The sequence below is a fragment of the Ruegeria marina genome (genome assembly GCF_900101475.1).
Lineage (GTDB): Bacteria > Pseudomonadota > Alphaproteobacteria > Rhodobacterales > Rhodobacteraceae > Ruegeria_B > Ruegeria_B marina.
Genome location: NZ_FMZV01000014.1, coordinates 16,274 through 39,547, shown reverse-complemented (window position 1 = coordinate 39,547; position 23,274 = coordinate 16,274). Strand labels below are relative to the sequence as shown.

Below are 23,274 nucleotides of genomic sequence, written 5' to 3'. Positions count from 1 at the left end.
CCTGCCTTGTGCCAAGTGTGTGAAATCGGGGGTTTGTCCGTCAACCCCCTTGGTTGGTTGCGGGGCGGGATAGGAATGTACCCACCCGGCTCTTTCTTGGGATCAGATGGCCGAACTGTGCCCGGCCTTGCTGAGGTCGTAGGCGTCGAAGCTGCGTGCCACCATGCGGGTCAGGGGCCGGGCTTCCTGCGGAATGAACAGCCCGTCTTCCGTGATCTTGAGAATGCCTTCGAACATGTTGTTTGCGTCCTGGAACATGCGGCGCAACTCGTCGGCCGAGATGTCGTGGTCCCGCAGGATTTCGGTCGAGTCGATTCGGAAATCGCACATCAGCGCCTCGATCAGGCGCGCGCGCAGGACATCCTGCCCCTTGAACCGGTGCCCACGCGACGTCGAGAATCGACCGGCACGGATCGCGTTTACATGTGCCGATGTGGCGGGGGCATTCTGCGCATATCCTTGTGGGAACTTCGAGATCGAACTGGCTCCGATGCCGATCAGAACATCGGCCTGATCGTCGGTGTAGCCCTGGAAATTGCGCCTGAGCTGTCCGCGCGCCTGCGCCTTGGTCAGCCCGTCGTCCTGGGTTGCAAAATGGTCGATCCCAATCTCGGCATAGTTGTCCCACAGAAACAGTCGCCGCGCGGTATCGAACAGGTCGAGCCGCTGTTCCGGTGTGGGCAATGCATCCGAGGGAATCAGCTGTTGGCGCTTGGACATCCACGGCACATGCGCATAGCCATACAGCGCGACCCTGTCGGGATTGAGCGACAGCAGCTTCTGGACGCTTTCGGTCATCCGGCCGCGGGTCTGATGCGGCAGACCATAGAGAATGTCGGCATTCAGGCTCCGGATCCCACGCGCACGGATCATTTCTGCAGCCCGGCGCGTCACGTCGTAGCCCTGGATACGGCCGATCGTCTTCTGGATTTCCTCATCGAAATCCTGCACCCCTATCGAGGCGCGGTTCATGCCTGCCTCGGCCAGCGCGTCCAATCTGGCCTCGTCGATTTCATTGGGGTCGATTTCCACGGAAAACTCGGCATCGGACCCCAGCGGCACGACGTCGAAAATGACGCGTGCAAGATCGCGCATCAACTCCGGGCGGAGAAGTGTCGGAGTACCGCCGCCCCAATGCAATCGTGACAGGCGGACATCCGCTGGCAGGCGGCGGGCGAGCAATGCCAATTCTTCCTTGAGCGTATCCACGTAAGCAATGACGGGATTGTCGGTCTTGGTGCCCTGGGTCCGGCAGGCGCAGAACCAGCAAAGCCTTCGGCAGAAAGGCACATGCACATAAAGCGAAATCGCGCTTCCCGGTGGAATCGCCCCGATCCAGTCGCCAAAATCACTTGCGCCCACGTCATTGCTGAAATGAGGCGCGGTGGGGTAACTCGTATATCTCGGTACTTTCGCGTCAAAAAGTCCGAGTCGGGCCAATTGAGATTTCGCTGTCATGGAAGTAGGCTTAAGTGAGCGGTCCAGGATGGACCTTGACCCAGATCAAGTAGGACCGAGAACATATGAGCAGCCAACCGCAACTCAGCCACTCGGAATGTAGCGATTGCCCGATCAGGCATCGTGCGGTTTGCGCGCGTTGCGAGCCGCAAGAGTTGGGCGAACTCGAAGTGATCAAGTACTATCGCAGTTTCGAGGCCGGGCAGACGATCATCTGGTCCGGTGACCAGATGAATTTCGTAGGCTCCGTCGTTTCTGGAATCGCTTCCTTGACCCAGACCATGGAAGATGGCCGTACCCAGATGGTGGGCCTTTTGCTGCCATCCGATTTCGTCGGTCGACCGGGGCGCGAAAATGCGCCTTATGATGTCGTGGCGACCACCGATCTGGTGATGTGCTGTTTCCGCAAGAAACCGTTCGAGGATCTGATGGCGCGGACGCCGCATATCGCGCACAGGCTGCTGGAAATGACCCTTGATGAACTTGATGCCGCGCGCGAGTGGATGCTTGTGCTGGGCCGCAAGACAGCACGGGAAAAGATCGCCAGCCTTTTGTCGATCATCGCCCGGCGCGATGCGTCGCTGACCAAGCGCGGGCTGAGTGGGCCGATCGTGTTCGACCTGCCGCTTACCCGCGAGGCAATGGCGGATTATCTGGGGCTGACGCTGGAAACAGTCAGCCGGCAGATCTCCGCATTGAAAAAGGATGGTGTCATCCACCTCGAAGGCAAGCGTCACGTGACCGTTCCCGACATGGGCCGGCTGATGGAAGAAGCGGGCGATGATGCGGATGGTGGTTTCCTGGTCTAGAGGAGACCTGCACTACCCTGTCGCAACCAGCGCGCCACGCGGTCCACGGTGCTGCCTTCGCGAATGGGGCGGGGGCTCCACAGGGAAAGCTGCCGTTGCAGCCGGACCTTGATGTCGAAAGGTGCGACAAGCCGGCCGCTGGCCAGCAGGGGAGCAACCAGCGCCTCGTGTCCGATGAGAACGCCGGCACCATTCACCGCCTCTTCGACCGCGAGCGCATAGAGCGAAAACACCGGACCCCGGGGGGCAAATCGCTGGCCCGGCATCGCCTCGGTCGCCCATGCCTCCCAATCGCCGCTCCAGCTACTGTCGGACAGACAGGGCAGGTTGGCCAAGTCTGCCGGTCGCTTGAGCTTGCTCGCCAGTCCGGGGGCGCAGACCGGAAAGATGACATCGGGCGCCAGCGGTTCTCCGGGGCCATCGCCAAAGAACAGGTACAGGTCATAGGGTGCACGTTTGAGATCGGGCGGCGCCTCCATCGCGGTGACCGAGATTTCGATCTCGGGCGCGGCCTGCCGCAGACCCGGCAACCGAGGCGACAGCCAGAGTTGCGCAACCGAAGGCAAGGCCACCACCTGCACCACCTGCGGTGCGGCGTCTGACTGTAGCGTGCGGCTGGCGGCTGCAAGGGCATCGAAGCCCCGCGTCAGGTCCGGCAGAACCTTGAGCGCCAGCGCTGTCAACGAAACACCACGCGCAGTGCGCACGAACAACGGGGCACCCAATGCTTGTTCGAGTTGTTTCACATGCGCCGAGATGGCGCCAGGCGTGACCCCGATCTCCTCGGCAGCGGCGGCAAAGCCTTCAAGCCGCGCCGCCGCCTCAAAGGCGCGCAGGGCGTTCAGTGGCAGCGGGCGTGGGCGTGGCGGAGATATCGGCATTGCGTGAGCCTCAATTTTTCTAGCCCTAATTTTTCCTAAATCTGGTTTGTGCGCAATCCGGACGCAGACCATCCTGATGATGAAAGATGGAGATCAACATGCCAAATCTTGTCCACCGCTCTTGGGTTCCTGCCAAATGCGAAGCCCGTGTGCAGGAGATCGCCGCCGAGACCGCGCGCGCAAACAGCGACGCGATCGAGGAGCGGCTCGGGAGGCTGATCGAACGGAACCGGGTTATCCATGACGAAGAGTGCTTCAACCTGAACCCGGCCACCAATGTGATGAACCCGCGCGCCGAGGCCGCATTGGCGGCGGGTTTGGGTAGCCGCCCGTCCCTTGGATACCCCGGCGACAAATACGAAATGGGTCTCGAAGCCATCGAGGAGATCGAAGTGATCGCCGCCGAACTGGCCGCGCAGGTGTTCAATGCCCGTTATGCCGAGATCAGGGTCGCGTCGGGTGCGTTGGCGAATCTCTACGGATTCATGGCGGTCACCCGGCCCGGCGACACGATCATCGCGCCACCCGCCAGCGTCGGCGGGCATGTCACGCATCACAAGCCCGGCTGTGCCGGTCTTTATGGGTTGGCGACCATCGAGGCGCCGGTGGATTCGGATGGGTACAGCGTCGATCTGCGCGCGCTTGCCGAACTTGCAAGGCAACACAGACCCAGGCTGATCACCGTCGGCGGGTCGCTGAACCTGTTCCCGCATCCGGTTGCAGGGGTGCGCGAGATTGCCGATGAGATTGGGGCAAAGGTCCTGTTCGATGCGGCGCATCAATGCGGCATCATCGCGGGCGGGGTCTGGGCAAATCCGCTGGAACAGGGCGCGCATCTTATGACGATGAGCACCTACAAGAGCCTCGGCGGCCCTGCCGGCGGCCTGATCGTGACCAACGATGCCGAAATTGCCGAGCGCCTGGACGCCATCGCCTTTCCCGGTATGACGGCCAATTTCGACGCGGCGAAATCAGCGGCACTGGCGATTTCGCTGCTCGACTGGGTTGATCACGGGCCGGCCTATGCCCAGGCCATGGTCGATCTTGCCCAGGCACTGGCCGCCGAGTTGGAAGCGCTGGGTCTGCCGGTGTTTCATGGCTTGGGCGGTGCAACCGCCTCACACCAGTTCGCGGTCGAGGCAGGCCGGTTCGGCGGTGGTCAGGCCGGATCCAGAACATTGCGCCGCGCGGGGTTTCTTGCCTGTGGCATCGGCTTGCCGATCGACCCGGTGGCCGGTGATCTGAATGGGCTGAGGATCGGAACGCCAGAGTTGGTTCGCCGGGGTGTGACGCCCGAACATGCCGCCGAGCTGGCATGGTTGATCACCCAGGGGCTGACCGGCAACGACCCCGAGGCGGTGGCGCTCCGTACCCGCGAGATGCGCGCGCGGTTTCAGGGCATGCATTACATCAGAACGTGACCGAACCGCCGATCCGTGATCTACTTGCCGAAGGAAACCAAGGTTCGGGAGACAGGGATGATGCAGTTCGAAAGCCTGCTGGTTATGCTCATCGTCGGGGCATTGGCCGGGTGGTTGTCCGGCAAGATCATGGCCGGACGCGGGTTTGGCCTGGTCGGCAACCTCATCGTCGGTATCGTGGGCGCTTTTCTGGCCGGATTGATCTTCCCGGCCCTGGGTTTTGCCGTGGGCGGCGGGTTTCTGGCATCCGTTCTGCATGCCACGATCGGCGCGGTCATCCTGCTGTTCCTGATCGGTCTCATCCGCAAGGCATGATGCCTCGGCTTTGAAGCAGGGGTGGGGCCTGATGGAAAGACGATTGGCGGCGGTTCTTGTCGCGGATTTCGCAAGTTACAGTGCTCATGTCGGGCGCAACGAGGAAATGGCGGTTCGCGCCGCGCGGGGACATCTGGACGCCATGGAACTGGTCATCGGACTGCACCGGGGGCGGGTGGTCAAGACGATGGGCGACGGGCTGCTGGCCGAATTCGCTTCGTCCCGCGACGCGGTCGGCTGTGCGGCGGCGATCCAGAACCGGATGATGGAACGCAATGCGCCATTGGACGATGGCGAACAGATGCGATTGCGGGTTGGCGTCCATTCGGGCGAGATCCTCTCGGAAAACAACGACATCTTTGGCGATGACGTGAACATCGCCGCCCGGATCGAGGCCTTCGCGCCCGAGGGTGGCGTTGTCGTTTCGGAACGGGTCCGGGACGAAGTCTCGGGGCGGCTGGACATGGTATTTCGGGACGCGGGCGCACCGGTTCTGAAGAACATCTCGCGCAGCGTCCGATTGTTCGAGTGGATGCCTTTGAGGCAGGTCGCGGCGCCCGCCACGCAAAGAAGAGTAGCCGACAAACCATCCCTGGCCGTTCTTCCGCTGACGAACTGGTCGGCCAATCCGGAAACCGAGTACATCGCCGATGGGTTGACCGAGGATATCATCTCGGCCCTTGCGCGGGTGCCTTGGCTGTTCGTGATCGCCCGGAATTCCTCCTTCGCCTACAAGGGGACGCCGATGGACATTCGTCAGATCGGGCGGGAACTGGGGGTCAGATACATCCTGGAAGGAAGTCTCAGGATTCAGGGAAACCGGGTCCGGGTAACGGGCCAGTTGGCGGATACCACCACAGGCGCGCAGGTCTGGTCCGAGCGTTTCGACGGAACCGGCGAAGACATTTTCGACTTGCAAGACAAGGTGACCGAAGCCGTGGTCGCGGCCGTGGCCCCAACCGTCCAGATGGCCGAGATGAGACGCGCCGCCCAGAGCGCGCCCGGCAATGCCAGCGCCTATGATTATTACCTGCAAGGGCTGGCGGCGCTGAACCGGGCACAGGTCGCCAAGGCGGCCGAACTTCTGGATTCGGCGATCGGGGCCGCCCCCGACTATGCCAAGGCCATGGCGCTCCGGGCATGGTGCCATACGTTGAATGTCGCGTGGCGCGTCGGCTATGCGCAGGAGACGGACCGCGCGCGCGGCGGTGAGTTGGCCAATGCCGCACTCGACCTTGCTCCGGGCGATCTCGAAGTCGCGGCCTATGCAGGCTATGCGCTGGCCTTCTTCGGTCTGGAAATCGAAAAGGGAATGGGGCTGGTCCGGCAAGCCTGCGAAGGCTGCCCGAGTTTCGCCTGGGCCTGGACCTCGCTGGCGATGCTCGAGGCGTTGCAGGGCGACAGCCTGAAGGTCCTGGATCTGGCGGACCGGGCACGACAGTTGAACCCCAAGGACCCTTTGTGGTTTCGGGCGCTGGTCGCGATTGCCGCGGTTCATCGCGACGCCGGTCGTTTCGAAGAAGCGCTCGAGGCGTCGCAAGCGGGGTTGCGGTTGAACCCAAATGTCGTCGTGCTTTATGTCCATTCGATCTGTTCGCTCTGCGAACTCGGCAGGATGGACGAGGCGCATACGATGGCGCGCAGGCTGCTGGACCTGTCACCCGAATTCTCGGTGTCCCGGTTCCAGGATCACCACAAGTTCTTTCGCGCCGCGTTGCATACGCAGCAGAACAGCCACTGGCTCAAGGCGGTGGGGCTACCGGAGTAACCCCTTGCTAATTCAGTGCGCCATGAAAATGGGAACGCTTGCCTTCTCCAGCATGTTCCGGGTTGCGCCGCCAAGAATCGCTTCGCGGAACCGTGAATGGCCATAGGCGCCCATCACGATCAAATCCGCATCGGTATCCGCCGCGTGTCGGTTCAGGATGTCCGAAACCCGTGTCATCGTCTTGCTCAGGACGTCGATCTCGACCTTGACGCCGTGACGCGACAACATCTGGCTGAGCAACCCGCCGGGATCGGAACGGTCGGGTCCGTGTTGCGGCGGGTCGATGACCACGATCCGGACCAGTTCGGCCGCCTTGAGGAATGGCATTGCAAGCCGGATCGCCCGCATTGCCTCGACGCTCTCGTTCCAGCCGATCATGGCGGTGCGCGGCAGTTTCATCGGAGCGCGGTTGTCGGGCACGACCAGGACTGGGGCATGGCCTTCGAACATGGCGGCTTCGACGATCGGCTCGGCCTCGGCGCCCCGGCCTTCGCCATAGGGACGTGGCAGGACAACGAGGTCCGAAAACCGGGCACGGTAAGCAACGTGGCGGCCGAGATCGGCGATCTGGGCGACGCCGCTTTCGGCCGACCAGCGAACACCTGACTTGCTCAGGTGATCCTTGGCCAAAGTCAGAACCTCTTCAGCTTCCGCATTCGCCCGGTTCAGGGTCTCTTGCAGGATCAGGGCGTTTGCGCCGGCATAGTAGTATCCCGTCTGGCTACGGTCGACGCCAAGGCAGAGAGCCTCGGCATGGCCATCCTGAGATTCCGCCAGTGCAACCAATTGATCCAGAGCCGTTTTCGACTGTTCGGGGTCTGTCAGTACCGTCAGCAGGGACTTGTAGGCCATCTCAACCTCGTGCGCGTATCGCACCCCGGTTATTCGGGGCGTTCCAATTGGATTATGCGTCTCACACATTTCCGTCGCATGTCTTGATGCAGATCAAAGCAGAGTGGGGCGCAATTCTTCAATTAAACGCCCAGTCTAATCCGTCTGGCGTGGCACAAGAATCGCGTGGGACAAGGCAAAGGGACGCAAAATGTCGAATTATATCAAGCTTATTGCGCTTGGTCTCATCGCGCTGTTCGCCGCGATGGGGATCAATTTCGCGCGTGATTTGGCTTACCAGGTGCATGCGGTCATCGTATTGTTTGTCGCCGGTGGGCTTTTCATCTGGACGCTGCGCAAGACGGACGAGCCCGGCAAGACGATCAACCTGTCGGGTGAATACATGGATGGCGTGATCCGCTATGGAGTGATCGCTACCGCCTTCTGGGGTGTCGTCGGTTTCCTCGTCGGAACATTCATCGCCTTTCAGCTCGCCTTCCCCGGCCTCAATTTCGAATGGGCGCAGGGGGTTGCCAACTTCGGTCGTCTGCGTCCGTTGCACACCTCGGCGGTAATTTTCGCCTTTGGTGGTAACGCCCTGATCGCAACCTCGTTCTATGTGGTTCAACGCACCAGCGCCGCGCGGCTCTGGGGCGGCAACCTGGCGTGGTTCGTGTTCTGGGGCTATCAGCTGTTCATCGTGCTGGCGGCAACCGGCTATCTGCTGGGCGGAACACAGTCCAAGGAATATGCCGAGCCCGAATGGTATGTCGACTTGTGGCTGACAATTGTCTGGGTGGCCTACCTGGCCGTGTTTCTGGGCACGATCATCAAGCGCAAGGAACCCCATATCTACGTGGCGAACTGGTTCTACCTGTCATTCATCGTCACCGTCGCCATGCTGCATGTGGTCAACAACCTGACCATTCCGGTCAGCATCTGGGGTTCCAAATCGGTCATCGTCTGGGCGGGTGTGCAGGATGCCATGACGCAGTGGTGGTACGGCCACAACGCCGTCGGCTTCTTCCTGACCGCAGGCTTCCTGGGTATGATGTACTATTTCATTCCCAAGCAGGCAGAACGCCCGGTGTTCTCCTACAAGCTGTCGATCATCCACTTCTGGGCGCTGATCTTCATCTACATCTGGGCCGGTCCGCACCACCTGCATTACACCGCGTTGCCCGACTGGGCCTCGACCTTGGGTATGGTGTTCTCGGTCGTGCTGTGGATGCCCTCGTGGGGTGGCATGATCAACGGCCTGATGACGCTGTCGGGCGCATGGGACAAGCTGCGCACCGATCCGATCATCCGGATGATGGTGATCTCGGTCGGCTTCTACGGCATGTCCACCTTCGAAGGGCCGATGATGTCGATCCGCGCGGTGAACTCGCTGAGCCACTACACCGACTGGACCATCGGTCACGTGCACTCGGGTGCGCTCGGCTGGAACGGCATGATCACCTTCGGCGCGCTCTACTTCCTGGTGCCCGTACTGTGGAAGCGTGATCGCCTCTTCTCGCTGAAACTGGTGAACTATCACTTCTGGCTCGCCACCATCGGTATCGTGCTCTACGCCTCCTCGATGTGGGTGACAGGCATCATGGAAGGCCTGATGTGGCGCGAAGTGGATGCAAACGGCTTCCTCGTGAACTCGTTCGCCGACACCGTGGCCGCCAAGTTCCCGATGTACGTGGTGCGTGGTCTGGGCGGGGTCCTGTACCTCACCGGCGCGATCATCATGTGCTACAACCTGTGGATGACCGTCCGCAAGGCACCGGCCAAAGAGGCCAGCCTTTCGGTCGCGGTCCCGGCTGAATAAGGAGGGCCGGAGCAATGGCAATTCTCGAAAAACACAAGATCCTCGAGACCAACGCGACCCTCCTGCTGATCTTCAGCTTCCTGGTCGTGACCATCGGCGGTATCGTTCAGATCGCCCCGCTGTTCTATCTGGAGAACACCATCGAGAAGGTGGAGGGCATGCGGCCCTACACCCCGCTCGAAATGGCCGGGCGCGAAGTCTACCTGCGTGAAGGCTGCTACGTCTGCCATAGCCAGATGATCCGCCCGATGCGGGACGAGGTCGAGCGTTACGGCCACTACTCGCTGGCGGCCGAGTCGATGTACGACCATCCGTTCCAGTGGGGGTCCAAACGGACCGGGCCCGACCTGGCTCGTGTCGGTGGCCGCTATTCGGACGAATGGCATGTGGACCACATGCGTGATCCGCAGTCGGTGGTTCCGGAGTCGGTGATGCCGAAATACGGCTACCTCGAGCGCACCATGATCGACGGCAAGTACATCGGCGACATCATGGCGACCAACGCAATCGTCGGCGTGCCCTATACCGACGAGATGATCGAGAACGCGCAGGCCGACTTTGCCGCCCAGGCGGATCCGGACAGCGACTATGACGGTCTGCTCGAGCGTTATGGCGACAAGGTGAACGTGCGCAATTTCGACGGTCAGCCGGGTGTTTCCGAGGCCGATGCGCTGATCGCCTATCTGCAGATGCTTGGCACGCTGGTCGATTTCTCGACCTTCACGCCGGACGCGAGCCGCTGAGGGAGGCATGAATGGAACAGTACACACTCCTCAGGCAATTCGCGGACAGCTGGATGCTGCTGGCCTTGTTCGCCTTCTTCATCGGAGTGATCCTCTGGGTCTTCCGTCCGGGAGCAAGCAAATCCTATAGCGATACGGCCAACATCCCCTTCCGCCACCAGGACAAACCCGCCACATCCAAGGAGGCGCGGCAATGAGCAAGAAATCCGAAATCAAGAAAGGCGATCCGGAAACGACCGGACACTCCTGGGACGGGATCGAAGAGTTCAACAACCCGCTTCCGCGCTGGTGGCTGTGGACCTTCTACCTGACGATCATCTGGGGCATCGGTTACACCATTGCCTATCCTGCCTGGCCGCTGATCAATTCGGCCACGGCGGGGGTGATGGGCTGGTCGACGCGCGCCAACGTCGCGGCGGCAATCGCCGAGGTCGAAGAGGCCAACGCGCCGATCAACGCCAGGCTGGAAGCCGCGGAACTGAGCGCGATCAGTTCGGATGCCGAGCTGAACTCCTATGCCGTTTCTGCGGGGGCAGCCGTGTTCAAGACCTGGTGCGCCCAGTGCCACGGGTCCGGCGCGGCGGGGGCCAAGGGCTATCCGAACCTGCTCGATGATGACTGGCTCTGGGGTGGTTCGATGGAAGAAATCCACCAAACCGTCACCGCCGGGATCCGAAACACGGAAAACGACGATGCGCGCTATTCCGAAATGCCGGCATTCGGTCGTGACGAGTTGCTGGAGGCCGAACAGATCGACCAGGTGGTCAACTACGTGATGTCGCTGTCGGGTGAGCCGCGGGATGCATCCAAGGTATCCGAAGGTGCTGTGGTCTATGCCGACAACTGCGCGTCCTGCCATGCCGAGGACGGAACAGGTGACCGCACCCAAGGTGCACCGAACCTGACCGATGCGATCTGGCTTTATGGTGGCGACTATGCGGATATCTCGGAAACCGTCACAAACTCGCGCTTTGGCGTCATGCCTCCGTGGAACACCCGCCTGACCGAGGCGGAGATCCGCGCGGTCTCGGCCTATGTCCACCAGTTGGGCGGCGGTGAGTAAAACCGGAATACCACCGGGCGGCCTGCGCTGCCCGGTGGCTGGCGTCGGCTGTTCGATCTGTTCGCGCGTTTCCTGAACAGCCGACGCCCTTTTGATGTAAAGCAAAAAACCCCGCCAACCAATTTTTGTTTGGCGGGGTTTTCCTTGTCCAGGACCGTTCAGAACAAGAAGTCGTCGGCGCTCAGATCGGCGATCAGGAGATGGTCGAGCGTCAGGGTATTGCCGCTGCCATCGTCAATCACCGCGCCCAGATCCGTATCGCTCAGGTGGTTGGCCAGCAGGTCCGCGAAATCGGTGATCGCGGCGACGCCGGACAGGTCGATCCGCGCACCGCTGCCGGGTGCAAAGGCCAGCAGGAGATCGTCCCCGTCGGAAAACGCGACGGTATCTGTCGCGGACCTTGCGATCAAAGTGTCATTGCCTGCCCCGCCATCGAGCAGGTTGGATCCCGACCCGCCGTCGAGCTGGTCGTCTCCGTCATCGCCGCGCAACAGGTCGTCCCCGGTGCCGCCATAAAGGGAATCGTTGCCATAGCCGCCGATCAGCGTATCGTTTCCGTGTCCGCCCCAGATGAGGTCGTTGCCCTGGTTGCCGGACAGGCTGTCGTCGCCGGTTTGTCCGCCGCCCAACCGGTCATCGCCCTCGCCGCCAGAGACGGTGTCGTTGCCGTCGCCGCTCCATAGGCGGTCGTTGCCATCGTTGCCATGCAGGACGTCGTTCCCATGGCCCCCTTCCATCCAATCCGCGCCGTTGCCGCCATCGAGGCTGTCATTTCCCTGATCCCCCAAAAGGCTGTCTGCACCGTCGCCGCCAAGAATACTGTCGTTGCCTTCTGCGCCGAAAATCCAGTCGTTGCCTTCTGCGCCATCGATAGTGTCGTTACCAAGTTCGCCATGCAGAACGTCGTCGCCGTCACCGCCATCAAGGGTGTCATCTCCGGAACCACCATACATCAGATCTCTGCCGGCGTTTCCGACCAAACTGTCGTCGCCGTAGCCACCAAAGATCCTGTCGCCTTGGGTTCCTCCGATGATCGTGTCGTTGCCATGGTCCGAGTAGTCCGGCCCTCCGGTGTCGCCATTTGCGTAAAGAATGGCTTCCGGGCCGATTGCCCGGATCAGGTCATTTCCGGGGCCGCCGAAAACGGTCGCGGGCGCCTCGACATCAACGGTGTCATCACCAAACCATGTGTAGATCCGGTTTCCGCCCCAGTATGCATCGTCATCGTCACGGACAACGGTGACCATGTCGCCATCCTGACCCGTGTGTACCTCGGCGCTGCGGCCTTCCACGACAACCGTGTCTGCTCCGGCGCCTGTCCAGATCCGAACCCACCTGGCTCCCTCTACCGAGTCGTTGCCGTCACCAGTGCCGATCTCGGCACGATCTCCGGCGTTTACTACCGTGTCGTCGCCAAGGCCCGAGTAAATCCGGTCGCCGCCGCCATTTCCATCGATCCAGTCGTCTCCAGCGAACCCTTCGATCGTGTCGCGGTCTGGATTGCCGATGATTGTGTCATCCAGCCCGGTACCGGACAGTTGTTGACCGTTGGGCGGGGAAACCGAAAGTGTATAGCTGCCGCCAGCCTGGAAACCCGGATTCCAATGGCGGAAGAAAGTCGCCCGGACAAAATACGTGCCGTTTTCCGTAGGTGTAAATGTTATCTGAGAGTTCAAGCCGTTCCAGTCATCATTTACACGCAGCTCATTCCCGGCCGAGTCCAGCAAAACCAGGTACGGGTCATCCAATCCGGCCCCGTCCATGCGAATGACGTAGTCCGTGCCGGCCTCCAACTCCACCGACACCCAGTCGCCGCGATCGCCGGTTGCGGCGTCAATCGTGCCGTTGAGAACCTGGGCCGGAATCAAGGAAACGGAAGTGGACAGATCGTTCGGCAGATCATCTGTTTCCGTAACGGGCGGATTGGGCGCGAAATCACCGGTTATCAAAGCCATTTCAACAGTCCTTAAACGATTTCAATCTTGAGACGAAACGATATTTAGCAGGAGCCTTTATGTAAAGATGCTGACCTGGCTCCCCCTCCGATTCCGGCTCTTGCGGCATAGGCAGTTTGCGGTCGTACACGGTACGCAGGCGATGATTGCCGTCCTGGCTGGGCGGCTCGGGTGTCACGGTGTCGCGCCGGGTTGCGTGCGAAAAGCTTAACCACAGATATGCTTTTTGACCCATGTCAAAGTGGCAGCGGCAACGATCTGGAAGAAGTCACCCGGAAAACTGCCCAAATGTTCGGAGCGAATCCGTGAGCGAATCCAACCCGGCCCCCAGCCTTTATGCCGCGCGAGAGCCGATCTTTCCCCGACGCGTGTCGGGAAAGTTCCGCAATCTCAAATGGATCATCATGGCGATCACGCTGGGCATCTACTATGTGACCCCCTGGATTCGCTGGGACCGCGGTCCAAGCCTGCCGGATCAGGCGGTGCTTCTCGATATGGCCAACCGCCGGTTCTATTTCTTCTGGGTCGAGATATGGCCGCATGAGTTCTATTTCGTTGCGGGCCTGTTGATCATGGCGGGGCTGGGGCTGTTTCTGTTCACATCGGCACTGGGCCGGGTCTGGTGCGGCTATGCCTGTCCGCAGACCGTGTGGACCGACCTTTTCATCCTGGTCGAGCGCTGGATCGAAGGCGACCGGAATGCACGACTGCGCCTGCATCGGCAAAAGAAGCTTGATTTCCGCAAGGCGCGGCTGCGGCTGACCAAATGGACGGTCTGGCTGCTGATCGGCCTGGCCACCGGCGGGGCCTGGATTTTCTATTTTGCCGATGCGCCCACCCTGCTGCGCGATCTGGTGACGCTGAATGCGCACCCCATCGCCTATACGACGATGGCAGTGCTGACGTTCACCACATTCCTGTTCGGGGGGTTCGCCCGTGAACAGATCTGCATCTACGCCTGTCCCTGGCCGCGGATCCAGGCCGCGATGATGGACGAGGATACGCTGACCGTCGGCTACCGCGAGTGGCGCGGCGAGCCGCGCGGCAAGGGCAAGCGCACCGAGGACTCGGAACTGGGCGACTGCATCGACTGCATGGCCTGTGTCAACGTCTGCCCCGTCGGCATCGACATTCGCGACGGCCAGCAGCTGGAGTGCATCACCTGCGCGCTGTGCATCGACGCCTGCGACGACATGATGGAAAAGATCGGCAAGCCGCGCGGCCTGATCGACTACATGGCGCTCAAGGACGAGCAGGCCGAGCGCGCAGGCCAGCCTCCCAAGAACGTATGGAAGCACATCTTCCGGCCGCGCACGATCATGTACACTGGCCTGTGGTCGCTGGTCGGTTTTGCGCTGCTTTTCGCGCTTTTCATCCGGTCCGATATCGACCTGACCGTGGCCCCGGTGCGCAACCCGACCTTTGTCACCCTGTCTGACGGGTCGATCCGCAATACTTACGACGTGCGCCTGCGCAACAAGCATGGAGAAGACCGCAGATTCCGCCTGTCTGTCGTCGGAGACCCGACCATGCGGATCGAGCTTGAGGGAACGCCCTATGAATCCGTGGTTGTTCCGGCAGATACGGCCCAGCTCCAGCGTGTATACATCGTGACACCCAAGGACGCGGCGCCATCGCAGGCCGCGAGCACCGATGTACGTATCTGGGTCGAGGATCTGGGCAATGGCGAGCGCGCCTACAAGGACACGACATTCAACGGGCGAGGGAACTGATCATGAGCGAACGCAAGTTTACCGGAAAGCACGCAGCGGCGGTGTTCATCGGCGCCTTCGGTGTGATCATCGGGGTCAACATCCTGCTGGCCTATAGCGCGATAAAGACCTTTCCAGGGCTGGAGGTGAAGAATTCCTATGTTGCCAGCCAGGAATTCAATACCCGGCTGCACGCGCAAGAGGCCCTGGGTTGGTCGGTTCGTGCCGACGCCTCGGGCGGGCTTGTCACCGTGTCGATTACCGACCAGGCCGGGCAACCGGTCGAAGTGTCGGATCTGAAGGCGGTGCTGGGGCGCGCCACGCATGTAAAGGAAGACATCGAGCCTGCTTTCACGTTTGACGGCACAGTCTACGTGGCCAGGGCGGAACTGGGCGACGGAAACTGGAACATCCGGATGGTCGCGCGGGCCGACGATGGCACCGAATTCACCCAGCGTGTCGTTCTGCACGTGAAGGGCTGATGCGGTGACGGCCCAGCTTCGCCCCTCGCTTGCGGCCTGCCCGGCCTGCGTGGCAGGTCCGGTTGAACCGGCCAGGCCGGTTCCGGAGGACGTACAGATCGCCCTGTCCTTGCCAGGGATTCATTGCTCGGCCTGTATCTCGACCGTGGAGCGTGCCCTGGCCGCCCATCCGGGTGTCGAGGATGCGCGCGTAAACCTGACACTCAAGCGGGCGCTGATCAAGGCGGCCCCGGACCTGCGTGCTGCTGACCTGATCCCGGTTCTGGAACGCGCCGGCTACGAGGCGCACGAACTTGACCCGGGCGCGCTGAATGCCACGCAGACCGATCGCGCCGGCCGCGACCTGCTGATGCGTTTGGCGGTGGCGGGCTTCGCCTCGATGAACGTCATGCTGCTTTCGGTGTCGGTCTGGTCGGGGGCTTCGGATGCGACGCGCGACATGTTCCACTGGATTTCCGCGGCCATCGCCATGCCGGCCATCGCCTTTTCGGCGCAACCCTTCTTTGTCAGTGCCTGGGGTGCATTGAAGGTCAAGCGCCTCAACATGGATGTGCCCATCGTGCTGGCCATCGTTCTGGCGCTGGTGACCTCGCTGTGGGAAACCTCGCTCTCGGGCGAACATGCCTATTTCGATGCGGCGCTGACGCTGACCTTCTTCCTGTTGGCGGGTCGGTACCTTGACTATCGGACAAGGGCGGTTGCACGCTCGGCGGCCGAAGAACTGGCCGCGCTCGAAGTTCCCCGGGCGATCCGGATGGAGGCTGGCCGTGAAACCGAAGTGCCCGTTGCGCAGCTGGTGGTCGGTGACCTGATCCTGGTGCGTCCGGGTGGGCGGATGCCCGTGGATGGCGAGATTGTCGAAGGCCGCTCCGAGCTCGACCGCTCGCTTTTGACGGGTGAGACGTTGCCGGTCTTTGCGGAACCGGGCTTTGCAGTCAGCGCCGGCGAGGTCAACCTGACCGGGCCGCTGGTCATTCGCGCCAGCGCAGTGGGGCAGGAGACATCGTTGCACCGCATGGCCGATCTGGTCGCCATCGCCGAAAGCGGGCGCTCGCGCTATACCTCGCTGGCGGACAGCGCGGCAAAGCTTTATGCGCCGGGGGTGCATATCCTCTCTGCGCTCAGTTTTGTCGGCTGGTATATTTATTCCGGTGACGTGCGCACGGCCCTGAACATCGCCGCCGCCGTGCTGATCATCACCTGTCCCTGTGCGCTGGGTCTTGCGGTGCCCGCGGTGACCACTGCCGCCTCGGGTCGGCTCTTCAAGAAGGGCATGCTGATCAAGCACGCAACCGCGCTCGAACGGCTGGCCGAGGTCGACACTGTGGTTTTCGACAAGACCGGCACCTTGACCGCAGGTATGCCCGAAATGACCAATCTGGACGGTATGTCGCGCGAAGATCTGTCAATCGCGCTGGCACTGGCGCAGGCGTCGTCACACCCGCTTGCGGTTTCGCTGACGCGTGCCGCGCGGGCAGCTGACGTTGAACCGGCTTCGGTCGAGGATTTGACCGAGGTGCCCGGCTACGGCACCGAAGGTGTCTGGAACGGCCAGCGCGTGCGCCTTGGGCGCGCTGCCTGGGTGGGCGCGACACATGGCGGACAAACCTCGGCCTGGCTGGCGGTCGGTGACCATTCGCCGGTCGGCTTCCTGTTCACCGATGCGCTGCGTCCCGGCGCCGAGGAAACGGTTGCGGCGCTTCAGGCGTCGGGCAAGCAGGTCATGCTGATTTCCGGCGACACGACCGGCGCGGTCGAGGCGCTCGCCGCCCGGCTGGGGATTGCCAACTGGATGGCCGAGGCGCTGCCGCAGGACAAGGTCACGCGGGTACAGGCGCTGACCGGGCAGGGCAGGCGCATCCTGATGGTTGGCGATGGGTTGAACGATACGGCCGCACTGGCCGCCGCCCATGTTTCGATCTCGCCCGCCTCGGCGCTGGATGCGGCGCGGGTGGCATCCGACATCGTTCTGTTGGGCACCGATCTGAGCCCCATTGCCGGTGCCTGTGACACCGCGAAAAAAGCGACCCGCCGCATTCGGGAGAACTTCCAGATCGCCACCGTCTACAACATCATTGCCGTGCCTCTTGCGGTTGTCGGCCTGTGTTCGCCTCTGATTGCGGCCTTGGCCATGTCGACCTCGTCCATTACCGTGTCTCTCAATGCGCTGCGGCTGAGGTGAGCCTATGGAAGTCCTTTCGATCCTGATCCCGATTTCCCTGATCCTTGGTGCGGTCGGATTGCTGGCCTTTGTCTATACCGTGCGCTCGAACCAGTATGACGACCCCGAAGGCGATGCCCGCCGCATCTTGTCGAATGACTGGGACGACCGGCCAAAGCCTTGACGCTTTTCCGGCTTGCGCCAGACTGAGGGAAACATGGGAGATCCAGAATGGAGATATTCGAAAGCGGCAGCCGGCCGACCCGGCGCGCGAACGAGGAATGGTTCACCGGGACCGTCTGGCAGGATCCGGTGATCGAGGCTCCGGAACCGGCTCGGGTACGCGCCCTTCGTGTGGGGTTCGAACCGGGCGCCAGAACCGCCTGGCATACGCATCCGCTGGGTCAGACGCTGCACGTGCTGTCCGGGGTGGGACTGGTCGGCACCCGGAATTCAGCGCCACGCCTTATTCGCGCGGGCGACACTGTCTGGATTCCGCCCGGCGAGGAGCATTGGCACGGGGCCGCGCCTTATACGGGAATGGTCCATTTGGCTATTCAAGAGGCGGAGAACGGACAGGTGGCCAACTGGCTGGACAAGGTTTCCGACTCCGATTACCTGGCCGTTCCCGCGTGAACGAATGCCCGGGGAACTGAACCGGCCTTGAATTCGACCTCCGGTCCAGTTATGTGCCCATAATCCGCAAGCAGAGAGAAGTCAGGCAGATGGCCACCAGCAACCCGATCCAGTTCATCCAGCAGGTCCGCGCAGAGATTTCGAAAGTCGTCTGGCCGACCCGCCGCGAGGTTCTGCTGACCACGGTCATGGTCTTCATCATGGCTGCGCTCACGGCAGTTTTCTTCGCGCTCGTCGACCTTTCGATTCGTGGCGGCCTGCAACTGCTTCTGGGCATGTTCAACTGACCGACCGCGGGCCGGGTGGACAATCCGGCCTTGCACATCTGCTGTTCAGGGGCTAGTTCACGCGGAACCTTTGGGACGGGCGTGCGGCGATTCGAGTTGCGCGCCGCTTTTTGTTCCGGAGAGCGTGGCTTTGCCGCGCCCAATTCGACACATCCGCCGGGGCCTTTGGACGACCTGGCAAGCAAAGACAAGGACGACAGGTTCATGGCGAAACGGTGGTACTCGGTCAGCGTTCTTTCGAACTTCGAAAAGAAGGTCGCAGAGCAGATCCGTTCCTCGGTCGCCGAGAATGGCCTGGAGGACCAGATCGACGAGGTTCTGGTTCCTACCGAAGAGGTCATCGAGGTGCGCCGGGGCAAGAAGGTCACGACCGAGCGCCGCTTCATGCCCGGTTACGTGCTGGTGCACATGGAAATGTCCGATCGCGGCTATCACCTGATCAACTCGATCAACCGGGTCACTGGATTCCTCGGTCCGCAGGGCCGGCCGATGCCGATGCGCGATGCAGAGGTCAACCAGATCCTGAACCGCGTCCAGGAAGGCGAGGAAGCGCCGCGCACCCTGATCTCCTTCGAGATCGGCGAACGCGTCAAGGTCAACGATGGTCCCTTCGAAGGGTTCGACGGCATGGTCGAAGGCGTGGACGACGACAGCCAGAAGCTGCGTGTTTCGGTGTCGATCTTTGGCCGGGAAACCCCGGTCGAACTGGACTTCACACAGGTCGCCAAACAGTCGTGATTCATCGGCGCGGGTTGGCCCGAGGACCGCATCGGCGATTTGCCCGTCGGGTACACGCAGCCGGTGGTCAAGGGAGCAACCGGGCGGCTCTGGCGTTTACCGGTGCTGTCGAGCGCGAGATTGCGGGATTTGTCCCGTCGCAGCCATAGCCTGACCTGGCCGCCATTTGCGTACCGCCGGAACGAGGCGGAAGAGGCCGCGATCGGCTGCGCCTCTTCAAATGCGGATACTTCAGGGAATCTCTTGCAAACCTGCGAACAACCCTCTAAACGGCTCGCGTTCGGGGGCAGCCCATGGCTGGCCTTCGACACCTGTGTGGGAGGCGAGAGTGCCGCGGCATTCGGACCGGACCACGGCAACATGGCCTGAGGGGCGCGCCCCGAAGGTGTTGAAAAAGGAGAAGGCCAATGGCCAAGAAACTGATCGGCACGCTGAAGCTTCAGGTGCCCGCCGGCAAGGCAAACCCGTCGCCGCCAGTCGGCCCCGCGCTGGGTCAGCGCGGAATCAACATCATGGAATTCTGCAAGGCGTTCAACGCCAAGACCGCAGACATGGAAGTTGGCGCACCCTGCCCGACCGTGATTTCCTATTATCAGGACAAATCCTTCACCATGGAAATCAAGACGCCGCCCGCGTCCTATTTCCTGAAGAAGGCCGCCAAGATCCAGTCGGGCTCCAAGACCCCGTCGCGCGCCACCGCTGGTACCGTGACGGTTGCTCAGGTCCGCGAAATCGCCGAAGCGAAGATGAAGGATCTCAACGCCAACGACATCGATGGCGCAATGCAGATCATCCTGGGCTCGGCCCGGTCCATGGGCATCGAGGTGAAGTAAGATGGCAAAGCTTGGAAAACGCACCCGCGCAGCCCGCGAAGCCTTTGCCGGCAAGGAAAACCTGTCGGTCGAAGAAGCTGTTGCCCTGATCAAGTCGTCGGCCTCGGCCAAGTTCGACGAAACCGTCGAGATCGCGATGAACCTGGGCGTTGACCCGCGCCATGCCGACCAGATGGTCCGCGGTGTTGTCGGCCTGCCGAACGGCACCGGCAAGACCGTGCGCGTCGCCGTGTTTGCCCGTGGCCCCAAGGCCGAAGAGGCACAGGCCGCTGGCGCGGACATCGTCGGTGCCGAGGACCTGATGGAAACCATCCAGTCCGGCAAGATCGAGTTCGACCGCTGCATCGCGACCCCGGACATGATGCCGGTTGTCGGCCGCCTGGGTAAAATCCTCGGCCCGCGCAACCTGATGCCGAACCCCAAGGTTGGGACCGTGACCATGGATGTCGCTCAGGCCGTGCAGAACGCCAAGGGCGGTGAAGTCCAGTTCAAGGTCGAAAAGGCCGGCGTCATCCATGCCGGCGTTGGCAAGGTGTCCTTTGACGAGGCCAAGCTGGCCGAGAACATCCGCGCCTTTGTGGATGCCGTCGCCAAGGCCAAGCCGACCGGCGCAAAAGGCACCTACCTGAAAAAGATCGCGCTCAGCTCGACCATGGGTCCGGGCGTGTCGGTCGACGTGTCGAACGCCGCAGGCAACTAAGCCGACGGGGTTTGCGGCTTTGCCCGCAGCCTGAAAACATGACCCGGAATCGCAACTGGCGGTTCCGGGTTTTTCTTTTCCGGGAGGTTTTGCGCCGGGCATCGGGACGGGCGGAATATCCGGCGCCGTTTTGACTTGGCAAATGCCTTGGGTGTAAGCTTCGCTCGCAAAAACGTCAGGCCATGGCAGAGGCGAGCGGCAATGAAAATACGGTGCGGGGCATGACCCCAGAGTGGCGCGTGGGCGCCATCCTCAACGAACCTTTGTCGGACACATTGCGGTTTGCCGCCTGGTATCTTGAGGCCGGGGCCGCCGGCTTGATCCTGCTGTTCGACAATCCGGACGATCCTGCCCAAAGGGTGCTTTCCGCTATCCCTGAAATCACCTGCATTCCCTGCACCCCGAGTTTCTGGGCTGATCTGGGTCTGACACCCGACACCCGTTTCACCAAGCGGCAGAATGCGGCGCTCAGCTGGGTCTACCGGTCGTTGCCGGTTGGCTGGCTTCTGAATGTCGATGCAGACGAGTTCCTTCATGTAATGAACGGGACGGTGGCGGGCTTTCTGGCGGGCGTGCCGGATGCCGTCGAGGCGGTGCGGGTGGAAACCGCCGAAATCGTGGCGTCTCCGGCGCAGGCATCCGGGCATGTGTATCGGCTGCCGATGGAAAGGGATGTCGCCCGCCGCGTCTATGGCGACAGCGCCGCGTTGTTCGGTCCTCGCAGAAAAGGCCTGATCGGACATCCGCAGGGAAAGTCCTTCATCCGGTGTGGTTTGCCCGGCGTCAGCCTGCGCCAGCATTGGGCGCAGCGCGCGGACGGCAGCGAAATCGCCGAGAAATACGTGCCGGTTCGCGAGGGCGCGGCCCTCCTTCATCATATCGGCCTGGACTATGCCGTCTGGCGGTCCAAGCTCGATTGGCGTCTGGTTTCCGCCGGTTTTACCGTTCCGCTGACGGAACGCATCCGCGCCATCCTCGATGCGCCCGATGTCGAAGAAAGGTTGCGTACGTTGCATGCCGATCTGCATGGCGTCGACGCCGACAGGCTTGATCGGCTTCGCGCAGAAGGGGTAAGTCTGGAACTGCCGATAGACCTTGATGAAATCAGTGCCCGCCGTTTTGGCGAGGATCATGCAGCGGCCTGAATGCGCCGATCGGTCGTTTTACCCCTTGGAAAGCCCGCCGCTCTGCCCTAAGTAAAGGACCGGATTAAAGCGTGCGATTCGTCGTGCGCTTTATTTCGTTTCGTCCAAGACGGTGGGTGGTTGCAAATGCGGCCTTAATTTCCTGCCTGAGACGGGAAGGACCAAAGAGATCGAGGGCTCGACCCTCGGGCGATTATTTGGCTCAGCCCCGTAATGCGGACATGAACGCCGGGTGCAAGCCCGGCAAATATGAGCCGGGACGCATCAACGTCCCAAAATTGGAGAGAACTGTGGATAGAGCCCAGAAAGAGAAAGTGGTCGAAGAACTCGGCCAGATCTTCGAAAGCTCTGGCGTCGTGGTGGTTGCTCACTACGCCGGTCTGACAGTTGCCGAGATGCAGGACCTGCGCGCGCGTGCACGCGAAGCGGGTGGGTCTGTGCGTGTTGCCAAGAACAGGCTCGCCAAAATCGCCCTTGAGGGAAAGCCGTGTGCAAGCATGGCCGACCTGCTGACGGGTATGACCGTTCTGACCTATTCCGAGGACCCCGTGGCAGCAGCCAAGGTGGCCGAGGGCTTCGCCAAGGATAACAAGAAATTTGAGATCCTCGGCGGTGCAATGGGCGGAGCGGCTCTGGACCGTGCTGGCGTCGAAGCCGTGTCGAAAATGCCGTCGCGCGAAGAGCTCATTGCTCAGATCGTGTCGTGCATCGGCGCACCTGCTTCGAACATCGCTGGCGCGATTGGCGCACCTGCAAGCAACATCGCTGGCATCCTTTCCACCATCATCGAGAAGGCGGAAGCTGCGTAAGCGGTTGGCACTGAATGATCTGCGTGGGGCATGTGCCCCGACGTTGGAACACACACACTGTAAACGGAAAGAGCTGATAAAATGGCTGATCTGAAAGCACTCGCAGAAAGCATCGTGGGTCTGACCCTGCTGGAAGCACAGGAACTGAAAAACATCCTGAAGGATGAATACGGCATCGAGCCCGCAGCTGGCGGCGCCGTGATGGTTGCAGCAGCAGGCGGCGACGCCGGCGGCGCAGCTGCCGAAGAGGAAAAGACCGAATTCGACGTCGTTCTGAAGAACGCCGGCGCTTCGAAGATCAACGTGATCAAGGAAGTGCGCGCGATCACCGGTCTGGGCCTCAAGGAAGCCAAGGACCTGGTCGAAGCCGGCGGCAAGATCAAGGAAGGCATTGCCAAGGCAGAAGCCGAAGAGATCAAGGGCAAGCTGGAAGCAGCTGGCGCCGAGGTCGAGCTGGCCTAAGCACGGTCACAGGTGCGTCTTGGACGCATCGCAGTATTGGCTGGGCCCGGAAAAATCCGGGTCCAGCCGAACCTGTCTTAGAAAGGGCCTCTGGAATCGGGGCGTTTTCTAAGACGCGGTTCGCGCATCGGGAGGCCGCCATTCGGGACGGTGGCCATGAATTGATCCGAACGTGTCGTCTCGAATGGTCAAGGCGCCGGGGCCCGGCGGCGCCCTTGACCGGTGAGAAAATGAAAAGGTGACATC

At 61.7% G+C, this 23,274-nt stretch carries 24 protein-coding genes; 20 read left to right on the top strand and 4 right to left on the bottom strand.

Annotated features, from left to right (window positions below; all coding sequences use genetic code 11):
• Nucleotides 1-102 precede the first annotated feature (102 nt).
• Nucleotides 103-1,458 (bottom strand): oxygen-independent coproporphyrinogen III oxidase, encoded by a 1,356-nt coding sequence (gene hemN / locus BLT75_RS17380; RefSeq protein WP_093034704.1) that lies wholly within the window; start codon nt 1,456-1,458, stop codon nt 103-105.
• A 65-nt stretch (nt 1,459-1,523) separates the two neighbouring features.
• Between hemN and fnrL the strand changes: the two genes are divergently transcribed.
• On the top strand, nt 1,524-2,267 hold the full coding sequence (gene fnrL, locus BLT75_RS17375; RefSeq protein ID WP_093034701.1) for a transcriptional regulator FnrL: 744 nt from the start codon (nt 1,524-1,526) through the stop codon (nt 2,265-2,267).
• Here fnrL and BLT75_RS17370 read toward each other — a convergent pair.
• A complete protein-coding gene (locus BLT75_RS17370; RefSeq protein WP_093034698.1) occupies nt 2,264-3,148 on the bottom strand; it encodes a LysR family transcriptional regulator in 885 nt (294 codons plus the stop codon). The two genes, fnrL and BLT75_RS17370, sit on opposite strands and share 4 nt — an antisense overlap.
• Before the next feature lie 98 nt (nt 3,149-3,246).
• On the opposite strand from BLT75_RS17370, the gene BLT75_RS17365 reads away from it, so the two are divergent.
• Genes BLT75_RS17365 through BLT75_RS17355 form a run of 3 tightly spaced genes read left to right on the top strand, consistent with a single transcriptional unit; the run spans nt 3,247 to nt 6,652 of the window.
• Complete coding sequence (locus BLT75_RS17365; protein ID WP_093034951.1) at nt 3,247-4,569, top strand: serine hydroxymethyltransferase; 1,323 nt, start codon at nt 3,247-3,249, stop codon at nt 4,567-4,569.
• Nucleotides 4,570-4,629: 60 nt separating this feature from the next.
• Nucleotides 4,630-4,884 (top strand): GlsB/YeaQ/YmgE family stress response membrane protein, encoded by a 255-nt coding sequence (locus BLT75_RS17360; protein ID WP_093034948.1) that lies wholly within the window; start codon nt 4,630-4,632, stop codon nt 4,882-4,884.
• A 31-nt stretch (nt 4,885-4,915) separates the two neighbouring features.
• A complete protein-coding gene (locus tag BLT75_RS17355; RefSeq protein ID WP_093034695.1) occupies nt 4,916-6,652 on the top strand; it encodes an adenylate/guanylate cyclase domain-containing protein in 1,737 nt (578 codons plus the stop codon).
• A 12-nt stretch (nt 6,653-6,664) separates the two neighbouring features.
• On the opposite strand, the gene BLT75_RS17350 is transcribed toward BLT75_RS17355, so the two are convergent.
• A complete protein-coding gene (locus BLT75_RS17350; RefSeq protein WP_093034945.1) occupies nt 6,665-7,504 on the bottom strand; it encodes a universal stress protein in 840 nt (279 codons plus the stop codon).
• A 190-nt stretch (nt 7,505-7,694) separates the two neighbouring features.
• Between BLT75_RS17350 and ccoN the strand changes: the two genes are divergently transcribed.
• Genes ccoN through ccoP form a run of 4 tightly spaced genes read left to right on the top strand, consistent with a single transcriptional unit; the run spans nt 7,695 to nt 11,108 of the window.
• Nucleotides 7,695-9,302, top strand: a complete 1,608-nt coding sequence (ccoN, locus tag BLT75_RS17345) for a cytochrome-c oxidase, cbb3-type subunit I (RefSeq protein ID WP_093034692.1) — start codon at nt 7,695-7,697, stop codon at nt 9,300-9,302.
• A gap of 14 nt (nt 9,303-9,316) precedes the next feature.
• Nucleotides 9,317-10,045, top strand: coding sequence for a cytochrome-c oxidase, cbb3-type subunit II (ccoO, locus tag BLT75_RS17340; RefSeq protein ID WP_093034689.1), 729 nt, complete (start codon nt 9,317-9,319; stop codon nt 10,043-10,045).
• A gap of 11 nt (nt 10,046-10,056) precedes the next feature.
• Nucleotides 10,057-10,242 carry a cbb3-type cytochrome c oxidase subunit 3 gene (locus tag BLT75_RS17335; protein WP_093034686.1) on the top strand — a complete coding sequence of 62 codons (186 nt, stop codon included), beginning with the start codon at nt 10,057-10,059 and terminating at the stop codon, nt 10,240-10,242.
• Nucleotides 10,239-11,108, top strand: coding sequence for a cytochrome-c oxidase, cbb3-type subunit III (gene ccoP / locus BLT75_RS17330; protein WP_093034683.1), 870 nt, complete (start codon nt 10,239-10,241; stop codon nt 11,106-11,108). The genes BLT75_RS17335 and ccoP overlap by 4 nt, the downstream gene beginning before the upstream one ends.
• A gap of 158 nt (nt 11,109-11,266) precedes the next feature.
• Here ccoP and BLT75_RS17325 read toward each other — a convergent pair whose 3' ends face one another.
• Nucleotides 11,267-13,063, bottom strand: coding sequence for a pre-peptidase C-terminal domain-containing protein (locus BLT75_RS17325; protein ID WP_093034680.1), 1,797 nt, complete (start codon nt 13,061-13,063; stop codon nt 11,267-11,269).
• A 305-nt stretch (nt 13,064-13,368) separates the two neighbouring features.
• Between BLT75_RS17325 and ccoG the strand changes: the two genes are divergently transcribed.
• From ccoG to rplL, 12 genes are all read left to right on the top strand, one after another.
• Nucleotides 13,369-14,796 (top strand): cytochrome c oxidase accessory protein CcoG, encoded by a 1,428-nt coding sequence (gene ccoG / locus BLT75_RS17320; RefSeq protein WP_093034677.1) that lies wholly within the window; start codon nt 13,369-13,371, stop codon nt 14,794-14,796.
• Nucleotides 14,797-14,798: 2 nt separating this feature from the next.
• On the top strand, nt 14,799-15,257 hold the full coding sequence (locus BLT75_RS17315) for a FixH family protein (protein WP_093034674.1): 459 nt from the start codon (nt 14,799-14,801) through the stop codon (nt 15,255-15,257).
• A 4-nt stretch (nt 15,258-15,261) separates the two neighbouring features.
• On the top strand, nt 15,262-17,439 hold the full coding sequence (locus BLT75_RS17310) for a heavy metal translocating P-type ATPase (RefSeq protein ID WP_093034671.1): 2,178 nt from the start codon (nt 15,262-15,264) through the stop codon (nt 17,437-17,439).
• 4 nt (nt 17,440-17,443) lie between these two features.
• Complete coding sequence (gene ccoS, locus BLT75_RS17305; RefSeq protein WP_093034669.1) at nt 17,444-17,602, top strand: cbb3-type cytochrome oxidase assembly protein CcoS; 159 nt, start codon at nt 17,444-17,446, stop codon at nt 17,600-17,602.
• Between the two features lie 47 nt (nt 17,603-17,649).
• Complete coding sequence (locus BLT75_RS17300) at nt 17,650-18,054, top strand: (R)-mandelonitrile lyase (RefSeq protein ID WP_093034666.1); 405 nt, start codon at nt 17,650-17,652, stop codon at nt 18,052-18,054.
• An 89-nt stretch (nt 18,055-18,143) separates the two neighbouring features.
• Nucleotides 18,144-18,341: a preprotein translocase subunit SecE gene (secE, locus tag BLT75_RS17295; protein ID WP_093034663.1), complete on the top strand. Its 198-nt coding sequence runs from the start codon at nt 18,144-18,146 to the stop codon at nt 18,339-18,341.
• Nucleotides 18,342-18,545: 204 nt separating this feature from the next.
• Nucleotides 18,546-19,079: a transcription termination/antitermination protein NusG gene (gene nusG / locus BLT75_RS17290; RefSeq protein ID WP_093034941.1), complete on the top strand. Its 534-nt coding sequence runs from the start codon at nt 18,546-18,548 to the stop codon at nt 19,077-19,079.
• Nucleotides 19,080-19,486: 407 nt separating this feature from the next.
• Complete coding sequence (gene rplK, locus BLT75_RS17285; protein WP_093034661.1) at nt 19,487-19,912, top strand: 50S ribosomal protein L11; 426 nt, start codon at nt 19,487-19,489, stop codon at nt 19,910-19,912.
• 1 nt (nt 19,913) lies between these two features.
• On the top strand, nt 19,914-20,612 hold the full coding sequence (gene rplA, locus BLT75_RS17280; RefSeq protein WP_093034658.1) for a 50S ribosomal protein L1: 699 nt from the start codon (nt 19,914-19,916) through the stop codon (nt 20,610-20,612).
• A gap of 221 nt (nt 20,613-20,833) precedes the next feature.
• The gene (locus tag BLT75_RS17275) at nt 20,834-21,757 is read left to right on the top strand and encodes a glycosyltransferase family 2 protein (RefSeq protein WP_093034938.1); all 924 of its coding nucleotides are present in this window, start codon (nt 20,834-20,836) and stop codon (nt 21,755-21,757) included.
• A gap of 290 nt (nt 21,758-22,047) precedes the next feature.
• Nucleotides 22,048-22,566, top strand: coding sequence for a 50S ribosomal protein L10 (rplJ, locus tag BLT75_RS17270; protein WP_093034935.1), 519 nt, complete (start codon nt 22,048-22,050; stop codon nt 22,564-22,566).
• An 81-nt stretch (nt 22,567-22,647) separates the two neighbouring features.
• Nucleotides 22,648-23,028, top strand: coding sequence for a 50S ribosomal protein L7/L12 (gene rplL / locus BLT75_RS17265; protein ID WP_093034655.1), 381 nt, complete (start codon nt 22,648-22,650; stop codon nt 23,026-23,028).
• Nucleotides 23,029-23,274 lie beyond the last annotated feature (246 nt).